Here is an 11,233-nt window from a genome sequence, read left to right on the forward strand (position 1 = left end):
GGACATAATCAGTATGTCAGAAGATCTCTAAAAGTGAATGGTTCGGTTTACCGGGATACTTACAGTGTGGCTATGCTTTTCCTGCCGTGTCACTGCGCAGATTGTACAGCGGCAGTGTTTGTAGCGTCAGGCGCTGCGCGGTGTGAAGATAAAAAGAGGTGAGTTGTGCTTAATAACATTGAGACCAAATGGCTGTATGATTTTATTGCGTTGGAAACGGCCATTGGCATTGAATTATTTGACAGAAATGCTACCCCGTTAAAATTGACGGAGCAAGGGCGACTGTTTCATGCTCATATTCGTAATACGCTCGACGATCTGGCCTATCAGTTAAATAAATTACACGGCGGCAGTTACTATAAAAATAAAATCACGCTGGCCGCAGAGCATTCACTTTCAGTATTTATTCTTCCTGAACTGTTAAAGACGGTGCCGGAGCAACAGGAAAAAATATTCTATGTGGAATCTATCGATGTCGATGAGGCTGTTCTAAACCTGAAAGAGGGGAAAAGTGATTTTATTTTTTCTTTCTTTAATGAAGAACTGATGTCTGAACCTTTTATGCACACCAAGATCCTCGAATCCCATCTCTATCCGGTCAGCGCCTGCGATAAAACCGGAAAGCCTGTTTTTAATCCGCGTGCCGAAACTGTACCGTTGCTGAACTACACTGATACCAGCTATATGGGGCGGCAGGTGAACCGCTATCTTTCCGCCACCAACAGCGAGCGTTTTTCAATAACGTTTGTTTATTCAATGAGCGACCTGCTTAAACGCATGACGTTGCAGGGCTATGGTATTGCCTGGTTACCGGATTACTCCATTCGCGAAGAGCTCAAAAATCCGGAACTGGCGGTGTTGGATATGCCCGATGCGGTAATGCGCATGGAGGTTTACCTGTATCGAATGAATGCCAAACTCAATGTCGCATCTGAAAAATTTTGGCGCTACATGAAGAGTTTGAATCACTAGTTAGCCACACGCGGTTGCATTCATAAAAAAAGCGGCCCATAGGCCGCTTTTCAGTTGTGTGCTATTTCACTGATGTTGATGGTTTAGCTGACTTTGACTTCGTCGTATTCGACTTCTTCGTCAATGTCATCTTCAATCAATCCATTTTTCTGTTCGAGCTTCGCGACCACTGCGGTGGAGACACTGTTACCCACTACGTTAGTAGCAGTAAGCCCCATATCCAGGAACTGGTCGATATCGATAATCAACAGAATGCCGGCTTCTGGCAGGCTGAACATCGGCAGCGTTGCCGTCACGACAACGACAGAGGCGCGTGCAACATCTGCCATGCCTTTACTGGTGATCATCAGTGTTAACAGAATCAGGATATGCTGGGTGATGCTCAGGTCAATGTTATAGGCTTGCGCAATAAACAGGATGGCGAAAGACTGGTACATCATCGAGCCGTCGAGGTTGAACGAATATCCCAACGGCAATACGAAGCTGGAGATCTTTTTCGGCACACCAAACTTGTTCAGTGCTTCCATGGTTTTAGGATACGCCGATTCGCTGCTTGCCGTAGCGAAGGCCAGCATGGTGGGTTCGCGAATCAGTTTGGCCAGATGGAAAATTGGTTTGCCGAGGGACAGGTAGCCAGCACCAAACAATACCGCCCACAGTACTGCCAGACCAATATAGAACTCGCCAATCAGTTTACCAAAGTCATAAATCAGGCCCAGACCTTGGGTGGTGATAGCAGAAGCCAACGCAGCAAACACTACGATGGGTGCCAGATTCATCACGTAGTCAGTGACGCGGAACATCACTTTGGCCAGTTCATTAATTAAAGAATCGATGGTAGTGGCTGCTTTGTTTTTTGCTTTGACATAGGCCAGCGCAGAACCAAAGAACAGAGAGAACACCAGAATCTGGAGGATTTCGTTGTTCGCCATAGTTTCCACGATGCTTTTCGGGAAGATATGGCTGATGAAGCTCTTCAACGTAAAGCCATCAGTATTCAGCCCGGTAGCAACCGCCGTTGTTGGCGCGGTCAGGTTCATGCCTGCACCCGGTTGCAAAATGTTGGCAAACAGGATACCGATCAGCAGAGAAATAACTGAAGCGGTAATGAACCAGGTCATCGCTTTAAGACCGACACGGCCTACGTCCGATGAGTTGCCCATACTTGCCAGCCCGGAAACCAGAGTAGCAAACACCAGCGGTGCGATGATCATTTTGATCATGCGTAAGAAGATGTCTGTGACCATGTTGAAGTAAGATGCAACTTCTTTTGCTCGTCCGCCATCCAGAAAATGATGACAAGCCCAGCCAATCAATATCCCTAAGATGATAGCCAGTGCTATCTGCTTAAATAACTTCTGCCTTTGCATAGTGACCTCATGTTGATGAATAAACTCAGGCAATAAACATTGTTATTGGCAGTCAGCAGATCTCGGCGGCCATGCCTGCGAAAAGCACGACCTGCTGCACCAGTCATGTTTTATGGGTGATATTGCCTGGGCCAAGATATTACAACGATTCTACGGTTTTACTTTTTTTTCTTATACCTCATCATGCAAAGAGAGAAACAATTATGCAAAAAACGCATTTATTTTAGTTTTTTTATCTAAAATGAGAATTAAATGGCAACTGTTCATTCGTTGAGCTGAATGGAATTGATGTTTAAAACAGCTAGTTAACTGTTTCTATTGTCATTAATGCGTACGGTTATCATTTTTGCTTATGAAAAACGATCTCTTAATAATTAATAGAATGAAGAACTGAGGGAAAAGTGTGCTGCAACAGCGCGTCGATCGCAGACAAATTCTCTGTTGCCACATTCATTAATTGCAGTAGTTTTCTGTGAGTAATATCAAAATTCGTTAATGCGGGCCACCCTGGCTGTCCTCAGGAAAATGAATCACGATTCAGATCAAGCTATGGCTATCGCATCATGTCATTTCCTGTGGTCAGCCCTTACACTATTACCCTTAAGGATTATGGTGATTAAACTACTGTGGCTATGGCGATACATTTGACGGATTCTCCATCCCGACAGTCTATTCTCTGGCAGGATACGCTGTTAAAGGTTTCCCTATCAGTGTTGCAACAACGCACAGTCGACGATCTGTTGCAGGTTTTGCGAGGGGCCTCCTTTTCTGTGGTGAGGTTTCAGCGTATCCATCTGCTCTGGTTTAACCCGCTACATAATCAGATTCGCTTTTATCGCTACGATCCGCTTACCGACAAGGTGGCAGGGAGCGAAGAGGGCGCATTGCTGGCAGAGGGGCCGGGCAGTACGAGCTGGACCTATGCCACACTTCAGCGGCGCTGACCGTTTGCATTTTTTGCGCGATTATCCTTATCTGGCGCAACATCCGGCCTATTTAGGGCTAAATGATTACTATCTGGTGCCACTGGTACGAACGGGCGCGGATCGCGTGATGGGCAGGCTGGAGTTTCTCAAGGAGGATGGCAGTCTGTTTGGTGACAGTGAAATCGCCTTTTTTCAAGCGTTGGCAAATGTAGTTACCTGCGCCCTGGAAAATATCATGACGCGCGAGCAGGCTCAGAAAGAGGCAGAATTTCTGCGCCATGAACGCGATCACTACCGCATTTTGGTCGATGTCACCAATACCGTTATCTCCAAACTGGAATTAAAAGCGCTCGCGCAAGAGGTCTCGCGCGAGATCCACCGTTTCTTTGACATTGATTTTATCGCGCTGGCGCTGGGGGATAACGAGAACGAGGACGGGCCGTTAACCTACTATGCCACCCATTATCCTGCTGGAGAAAGTCCCGCCGGAAAAACTTCATACCACAAGCAAGGGAAAGTGCCGCTGACGGAAACCCTGGCAGCGCAAGTGATGCAAAACAATGCAGTGGTGCTGAGTGCCCCAGGGGAGGGTACCCCCGGCACGTCGACGCGTGGTACGTTGGCACAGCGGCTTGATGGCGGCTTAACCCAGGCGTGTCTTTTGCCGCTAACCTTTGGTACCAGAGTATTAGGGGTATTGGAGTTGGCCCACCGTCATAAACTGGCGGTGACCGAGGCAGATATTCGGCTGTTGCGGCAAATTGCGGCATGTATCGCGATTGCGCTGGATAACGCAGTGGCCTACGAACAGATCACCCGCCTTAAAGACAGCTTGATCCATGAAAATTTCTATCTGACTGAACAGTTGACCGAGCATGTGCGCCAGCATGGCGATGATGCGTTTGGCGAAATCATTGGTTGTAGCCAAGCCATTCGTCAGGTGTTGGAGCAAGTGGAGATGGTGGCTGCCAGTGACAGCACGGTGCTGATTTTGGGCGAGACGGGCACCGGCAAAGAATTGATTGCCTGGGCCATACACCGCCTGAGCTCGAGGCAGGGCAAACGCATGGTAAAAATGAATTGTGCCGCTATCCCTTCCGGGCTTTTGGAGAGTGATCTGTTTGGTCATGAAAAGGGGGCTTTTACCGGGGCAAGTGCGCAACGTCAGGGCCGTTTTGAACTGGCGGACAACAGCACGCTGTTTCTCGATGAAGTGGGCGATATTCCGCTGGAGTTGCAACCCAAACTGTTGCGCGTGTTGCAGGAGCGAGAAATTGAACGGCTCGGAGGCAGTAAGGTCATCTCCGTTGACGTGCGCCTGATTGCTGCCACCAACCGCGATTTAAAACAGATGGTGGCGGATCGCGAATACCGCAGCGATCTCTATTACCGGTTGAATGTCTTCCCATTGTAATCCCCCCGCTGCGAGAGCGTCCGGAGGATATTCCGCTGTTGGTGAAGTTCTTCACGCGCAAGATAGCCCGTCGGATGAACCGCACCATCGACAATATTCCCTCTGAGGAGCTGCGTCGGTTAAGCCAACTACCGTGGCCGGGCAATGTGCGGGAGCTGGAAAATGTCGTCGAGCGTGCGGTGATCCTCACGCGTGGTACAACCTTGAATCTGCAACTGGCCGAATTGCAGCAAATGCCACCGTCAGCGAGCGATATTCAAAAGCCAGTGGCGCCCGCTCAGGATATGCCTCCTCGTCAGCCGTTACAGGACGACGAAGTGGAGTCCGAGCGGCAAAAAATTATCCGCGTGCTGCGTGAAACCAACGGTATCGTCGCCGGGCCAAAAGGAGCAGCGGCGCGCATGGGGGTGAAACGCACCACGTTGTTATCACGGATGCAGCGTATGGGGATCTCGGTGAAAGATATCGAGGAGATGGAGTAGGTCTAGGGACTGACCCAAAACCTTTTCGCTGCATGAGGGGGTGATATCCGCGTTGAATGGTGCTGAGGAAAACGATGACGCCAGGATGAGCCGCATGGATGCGGCGAAAGCCAGCGCCGTGCCGGGAGCACGTCGCTGGCGGTCCGTCCGGCGACAACGGTTTCCAAAGGTATCGCGCAGCGACACCATTCCGCAAAAAGCGCGGGGTCACGGGGTGTGGGCGACTGCACACCCCGTGTCGGGCGCGTGCCACGCGAGTGGCAGAGATATACAGAACGGTTAGCGCACGAAACATGGCGCAGTCCTCTGCATAAACACGCCCTCCGTCGGATGACGGATTCTTTATGCTCCCGCCACCTCGGCTTCCTTCCGCAGTCGGGCTTTCAATGCGCTGTATTCCTGTTGCACAAAGTTTTCCGCCCATGCCTGATTTTCAATCGCTTCCAGTTTCACTGCACAGTACTTGTATTCCGGTGTTTTGGAAATGGGATCGACTTCATCCAGCGTCAGCTCATTACAGGCACCGATCCACCATTGATAGGTCATGTATACCGCACCTTTATTGATGCGCTCGCTTACCATCACGCGGCTGATCACCTTGCCACGGCGAGAGGAGACCCACGCCAACTGCTGATCGCGCAAGCCAAGGTGTTCGGCGTCTGCTGGGCTGACTTGTACGCAGCCCGGTTCGTCCGCCAGGGTTTGCAGCGCAGTACAGTTGCCGGTCATGGAACGGCATGAGTAGTGGCCCACTTCGCGCACCGTGGAGAGCACCAACGGGAAATCACTATCGGTTTGTTCCATGGGTGGACGCCATTCCGTTGCAAACAACAATCCTTTGCCGCCGGGGCGGTCGAACTTGTTACCGGCGTACAGACACGGCCAGGGAACATAACCCAAATCGGACATTTTCTCGTAAGTTGTACCGAAGTAGAGTGGCGCAGTTCGTCCCAAATTTCCTGGGTATTGTTGTAGTGCATCGGGTAGCCCATCGCCGTTGCCATCAGGCTGATGATTTCCCAATCTGGTTTGACGTTGCCTTTTGCCTGTACTGCTTTATAGAAGCGCTAGAAGCCACGGTCAGCAGCGGAGTATACCCCTTCGTGCTCTCCCCATGAGGTCGCCGGGAAGATAACGTCTGCCATCGCCGCCGTCTTGGTCATAAAGATGTCTTGAACGATCAGCAGTTCCAGCTCGGCGAAGGTTTCACGCACCATCGACAAGTCCGGCTCCGTCTGTAACGGATCTTCACCCATCAGGTAGTTGGCCTTGATTTTGCCTTCTTTAATCTTGTGCGGCACATCCGTCAGGGAATAACCGATATGCCCGGCCAGATCTTGCACGCCCCAGGCTTTGGCAAACTTGGCACGCACGTCTGGATCGGTCACATTCTGATAGCCAGGGAATTGGTTCGGCAACGCGCCCATGTCGCATGCGCCTTGCACGTTGTTTTGACCACGCACCGGGCCCACGCCGACGTTGGGACGCCCCAGATTACCGGTAAGCAACGCCAGACCGGAAAGCCCTTTCACCACGTCAACGCCTTGCGTCCACTGTGTGACGCCCATGCCCCACAGAATGGTGGCAGACGGTGCGGCGGCATACATTCGCATAGCATCGCGAATCAACTGCGGAGACAGGCCGGTGATTTCCGCAACGTATTCCGGCGTGTACTTGGCAACCAACGCACGATATTCATCAAATCCTTCGGTGTGCTGTGCCACAAAGTTAGTATCGTAAAGCCCTTCGTTGATCAACACGTTGGCAAACTCATTAACCAGCGCCACGTTGGAGCCATTTTTCAGCGGCAGCCAGAGATCGGCAATGCGGGCGGTTTCGATATGGCGCGGATCGCACACGATAACTTTCGCGCCGCGCTCTTTGGCTTTGATGATACGACGCGCCACGATGGGGTGCGAGTCAGCGGCATTATAGCCAACCACCAGAATGCACTCGGTGTGCTCAATCTCGCAAATGGAGTTGCTCATGGCACCGTTGCCGAGTGTTACCTGTAATCCGGCAACGGAAGGGCCGTGGCAGACGCGGGCGCAGCAGTCGATATTGTTGGTGCCCGTTACCGCGAGTGCAAATTTTTGCACCACGTAGTTGGTTTCATTACCAGGACCGCGTGATGAGCCGGTGTGCATGATGGCATCTGGGCCGTACTTTTCTTTGATGGCTAATAGTTTTGAACTGGCAAAGCCGATGGCTTCATCCCAGGACACTACCTCAAACGGCGCGCCTTTTTGACGCCGGATCATCGACTGAGTCAAACGTGGGGTGAGCAGTTTGCTGTCGTTGAGAAAATCCCAGCCGTAGTAGCCTTTCAGGCACAGTTCACCTTCGTTGGTTACGCCGTTCGCACCTTCTGCACCAACCACTTTGCCGTTTTCAACCAGTATGTTGATCTTGCAGCCTGACCCACAGTAAGGACAGACGGTAATCACTTTTTGCATGATGTTGTATCTCCTTGCACGTACCTGGACGGCACCGTTCAGAACTGGATTCCTGCGGCGTCATCAAGTGCCGCACGCCGTTGTTTTTGTTGGATCATGGTGTCGATATCATCGCGGTTGACCAGGTGCAGCGCCTTGGTGGGGCACACTTGAACACACGCCGGGCCAGCAGCGCGCTCCTGACACAGATCGCATTTATGTGCTTCGGCTTTCATCCCACTCCCCATCAACTGATGATGGCTGATTCTGACGACCGGTTTACTGATCACGGTCATGGCACCGTAGGGACATGCCACCACGCAGGTCTTGCAGCTGATACATTTTTCCTGCCGCACCTGAATACTGCCCTGCGCGCGAACAATGGCACCGTTGGGGCACACATTGGCACAGGGAGCGTCTTCGCAATTGCGACATTGAACGGTGGTGCTGATATCAAGGCTCTTTACCACCGTGAGACGCGGTGCAAACTGCGTTGCACTGAGCGATGCCGTATTGCCATCGCCGTGGGCCAGCACGCAAGCGACTTCGCAGGTGCGACAACCGATACATCTTTTGGAATCTGCAATAACGAACCGGTTCATGACGGGCTCTCCTTACTCGGCTCTGTACATAAAGTGGGTGTCGACACTTTGCTGGTGTCGGCAGATGACCCTACACAAAACATGATTTATGCCAACCTGATAATAAAAACTTAATATGTTGATTTTTATGTTAAAAATAAGGTTTTGGTGGGTGTCGACATTCGGTGACGACGCGACTGAAGGGGAATTTCGGCAGATTTGACGATGGTGGTGACGGGAGGAAAAAGCGTTTTATGTAATTTACCTCACATTTCCTTATTCACTGCCTATACTTCAAAAGGGTGCTCGTAATGGACTCGATGTGCATATTTTATAAAAAAGGGTTTCTTATTTAACGGTGTTCTCATTGGACAATATTTCGGTACAGGCAGGCTTTCAGGGCGCATGTCTGAAACTCGGTAATGTTTCCTGCTGGCTCTTGCCGGTGGGTTTGACTATACGATAGCGATTCAACCTCCTTCCGTTTTTCGGTGCAGTGCTGTGCTTTTGGGCTTAGCTGTAACTGATGTATGGGAAGGCATGATGGAGTAGTGATATGAGCTTTCTGAAGAACATCAGTATAAGAGTTATGGTGTTGATGATTGTGGCGTTTCTCTTGGCAATCTGGGACGTGGCATCCGGCTATAGCCTGTATTCCCTGCAACAGGCGACCCAGCTCATCGCGCAAAGTGAAGTGCAAAGAAAGAGCCATGCACAACTGCTCTACGGTGTTGAACAATCTTTTCGCGCCATCACGACGCTTGAACGGGCGGCAAGCTATACGCTAAACAGCGATGTGGAAAATGCCCGGCAGGCGCTGGCACAAGCGCAGCCAGCGATCGCGAATGTAAAATCCTCGCTGGAGGCATTCAAAAACGGTGCACACGGAGATGTCACGCCCGCGGCAATTGAGGGCGTAGTTCGCACCTGGTCGGCACTGGTGACCGCCGCACTGGAACCGTTACAGCAAGCGTTACAACAAAATGAGCCGGACGTATTGCGGCAACGTCTGAGCCAAACCTATCCCATTGTGCATGCCTTTTGTGGGGGGAGTGATCGTTTTTGCATAACTAAGGGAGGGATTCAGGATAGCGCGACACCTTTAATGGTGCGCCTTTCGTGGATTTTTAGAGATTTTGCATAGCAAAAAGGAAAATGAGCAAAAGCAGACTTTTTTGTATTTAAAACTGCATAGTTTTGAGCGCCGAATGAACTGTTTTAAGCGGTATTTAAATTCTGAGTATAAACACCGCTTTTTTCGTTACTTTTTACTCCAAACGGTTTGGTAAAGCTGCTTTACCTCTTCGTCTGAAAGCTCTGTTATAGATGATTTACCGAATTTTTTTGCCATATGCTCTTTGCGCCATTCTTGCCAGCCCTTTTCAGAACATCTTGCTTGTATTGATTTAATTGTTTTATTCCTCCAGTTCTCAATCTTTTTAGGTGCGGATTGCATGTTACGAAGTTCACCCATTTTCGAGTGCAGGTATTTGATTGCTTTGGAGAAATTAGATGATTTAATTTCGTGATAGCTATTGACTTTCAGATAACCAGTAAGGCGACTCCAGGCAGCACCATATTTAATGGAGGTTTTTTTACAGAATTATGCATATCAACCCATTCATAAAGAAGGTTTTTTATCTGGTGCTTTTGGTTGGCGTCCACTACGCCATCGCCAGTTTTAACTTGTACCCGTTTGGTTGTGGCGCTGTTTAGATTGATGACATTGTTAACAGTGTTTCCGTTTCCTACAACGTTACCTGTACCGTTAACATGTATTGATGATTTATTAGTGCTCGTATTGTGTTCTTCAGCATCTTTATCGTCGCTAATTAGTTGCGCGATCTCCAAAAATTCATCCTCTAGAGACTTTTTATTTCTACCCATATGTACGACTTTATCGTCCTTCATAATACGACCTCAATCTAAGCCACAAGCTCTATGGTTTCTCTGATTAACTTTATATCTATGAATTTGCTAGATTTAAATGACCTATAAAGTATCGCTATTACTTTAGCCTTTGTGTGTGGAGACAGCTTCTTCGCTCTCCCATCCAACAAAAGCTCAACAGACTCAATTATCTTCGATAGTGCGTCTGTATCGATCTCATCTTCTCCAGATGAAACACTATCTATACCTAGCGCTTCTTGCGTTTCAGTAGGTAATGATGAGATATGAAACTCAAATGCCACTCCTTTAACCCCTTTTCTTTGCCGCCTCTTCCAATCCTCCTTATTGGCTTTCCTGTTAACACTGCTTTTATCACCAGGTAGTCCAGGTAGACCTGCTAGCTCGCCGGCAGAAAACCATTCATTTACTGCAATCACAAAGCACCTCATATTGTTGCTCTTGTCGTTGCTATTGCAATACTCGAAATGAAAATAAATAATTTAAACATCAATATATTAATTGTTTTAATGATTTTGTTGATATTTATTTTGTTGCGAGCATTGCATTGAAAACGCAATGAAAGTATTGTTTGTAGTAACTAGATAGGTACTTTTTATGCTAGCTAGTTAGTTAACTTTTAAGGATGGCATGAAATGAACGGTGAAAAAAGAGCAAACATGCACAGGGCCGATATAGTGGCTGCGCTCCGTAAAAAGAATCTGTCCCTCTCTGGCTTGGGGCGTGAACACAATTTGTCCCCTTACACATTGAAAAACGCGTTGGATAAACCCTATCCCAAAGCAGAAAAAATCATTGCAGATGCCATCGGACTTACTCCTCAAGAAATTTGGCCAGGGAGATATTAAAAATGGTGGTACTTGGTGAATGGGTTACAGCAAAGGATATAGCGGGATTGCCGGGATTCCCTTCAGCAATTAGTTCCATACTTCGGAAAGCCAAAAAGGAAAATTGGATCTCCAGGCAAAAGAGTGGAGTTAAGGGCATAGCTTATGAATTTCAATTAGACGCGTTGCCATCAGAATTACAAAGTGCCATCCGTGAGAGCTACTACAACAATTTATTACAGCAACGTGTTGTTAAGGCTCCGGCAGTAGCCAAAACCACAGCATCATCGAGCCAGTTGCTTGAGATCGTGCGCCAAT

The 11,233-nt window shown here is 49.0% G+C and carries 9 protein-coding genes and 2 pseudogenes; 5 read left to right on the forward strand and 6 right to left on the reverse strand.

All coding sequences use genetic code 11. The annotated features are described in order from the left end of the window. Positions 1 to 165: 165 nt before the first annotated feature. Positions 166 to 972 carry a LysR substrate-binding domain-containing protein gene (locus tag CS369_RS08325; RefSeq protein WP_196906725.1) on the forward strand — a complete coding sequence of 269 codons (807 nt, stop codon included), beginning with the start codon at positions 166 to 168 and terminating at the stop codon, positions 970 to 972. A gap of 83 nt (positions 973 to 1,055) precedes the next feature. Here the strand turns inward: CS369_RS08325 and CS369_RS08330 are convergent, their stop codons facing one another. Then, complete coding sequence (locus CS369_RS08330) at positions 1,056 to 2,342, reverse strand: dicarboxylate/amino acid:cation symporter (protein WP_196906726.1); 1,287 nt, start codon at positions 2,340 to 2,342, stop codon at positions 1,056 to 1,058. A 632-nt stretch (positions 2,343 to 2,974) separates the two neighbouring features. Between CS369_RS08330 and CS369_RS08340 the strand changes: the two are divergent. Next, positions 2,975 to 5,164: pseudogene (locus CS369_RS08340) on the forward strand (sigma 54-interacting transcriptional regulator). Positions 5,165 to 5,506: 342 nt separating this feature from the next. Here CS369_RS08340 and fdhF read toward each other — a convergent pair. Both fdhF and CS369_RS08350 read right to left on the reverse strand, forming a co-directional pair. Further along, a pseudogene (fdhF, locus tag CS369_RS08345) lies at positions 5,507 to 7,620 on the reverse strand (formate dehydrogenase subunit alpha). Positions 7,621 to 7,658: 38 nt separating this feature from the next. After that, complete coding sequence (locus tag CS369_RS08350) at positions 7,659 to 8,201, reverse strand: 4Fe-4S dicluster domain-containing protein (RefSeq protein WP_196906728.1); 543 nt, start codon at positions 8,199 to 8,201, stop codon at positions 7,659 to 7,661. A gap of 535 nt (positions 8,202 to 8,736) precedes the next feature. Between CS369_RS08350 and CS369_RS08355 the strand changes: the two genes are divergently transcribed. Further along, positions 8,737 to 9,324: a Tar ligand binding domain-containing protein gene (locus CS369_RS08355; RefSeq protein WP_196906729.1), complete on the forward strand. Its 588-nt coding sequence runs from the start codon at positions 8,737 to 8,739 to the stop codon at positions 9,322 to 9,324. A gap of 117 nt (positions 9,325 to 9,441) precedes the next feature. Here the strand turns inward: CS369_RS08355 and CS369_RS08360 are convergent, their stop codons facing one another. The 3 genes from CS369_RS08360 to CS369_RS08370 form a co-directional block, all read right to left on the reverse strand. After that, positions 9,442 to 9,654, reverse strand: a complete 213-nt coding sequence (locus CS369_RS08360; protein WP_196906730.1) for a hypothetical protein — start codon at positions 9,652 to 9,654, stop codon at positions 9,442 to 9,444. 68 nt (positions 9,655 to 9,722) lie between these two features. Continuing rightward, a complete protein-coding gene (locus CS369_RS08365; protein WP_196906731.1) occupies positions 9,723 to 10,091 on the reverse strand; it encodes a hypothetical protein in 369 nt (122 codons plus the stop codon). A 14-nt stretch (positions 10,092 to 10,105) separates the two neighbouring features. Next, complete coding sequence (locus CS369_RS08370) at positions 10,106 to 10,507, reverse strand: DNA-binding protein (RefSeq protein ID WP_196906732.1); 402 nt, start codon at positions 10,505 to 10,507, stop codon at positions 10,106 to 10,108. Positions 10,508 to 10,723: 216 nt separating this feature from the next. On the opposite strand from CS369_RS08370, the gene CS369_RS08375 reads away from it, so the two are divergent. Together CS369_RS08375 and CS369_RS08380 are read left to right on the forward strand one after the other, a co-directional pair. After that, entirely contained in the window at positions 10,724 to 10,936 is a 213-nt protein-coding gene (locus CS369_RS08375; protein WP_196906733.1) for a helix-turn-helix transcriptional regulator, read from the forward strand. 2 nt (positions 10,937 to 10,938) lie between these two features. Next, a partial coding sequence (locus CS369_RS08380; protein WP_280514750.1) for a DNA-binding protein occupies positions 10,939 to 11,233 on the forward strand: 295 nt, incomplete at its 3' end.

It is taken from the genome of Candidatus Symbiopectobacterium sp. 'North America' (assembly GCF_015762685.1).
Classification (GTDB): Bacteria; Pseudomonadota; Gammaproteobacteria; order Enterobacterales; family Enterobacteriaceae; genus Symbiopectobacterium.

Bases quoted from the DNA above. Each gene is read 5' to 3' on its own strand.
- CS369_RS08365 (WP_196906731.1), bottom strand. From the start codon at position 10,091: ATGAAGGACGATAAAGTCGTACATATGGGTAGAAATAAAAAGTCTCTA.
- CS369_RS08360 (WP_196906730.1), bottom strand. From the start codon at position 9,654: ATGGGTGAACTTCGTAACATGCAATCCGCACCTAAAAAGATTGAGAAC.
- CS369_RS08330 (WP_196906726.1), bottom strand. From the start codon at position 2,342: ATGCAAAGGCAGAAGTTATTTAAGCAGATAGCACTGGCTATCATCTTA.
- CS369_RS08350 (WP_196906728.1), bottom strand. From the start codon at position 8,201: ATGAACCGGTTCGTTATTGCAGATTCCAAAAGATGTATCGGTTGTCGC.
- CS369_RS08355 (WP_196906729.1), top strand. From the start codon at position 8,737: ATGAGCTTTCTGAAGAACATCAGTATAAGAGTTATGGTGTTGATGATT.
- CS369_RS08375 (WP_196906733.1), top strand. From the start codon at position 10,724: ATGAACGGTGAAAAAAGAGCAAACATGCACAGGGCCGATATAGTGGCT.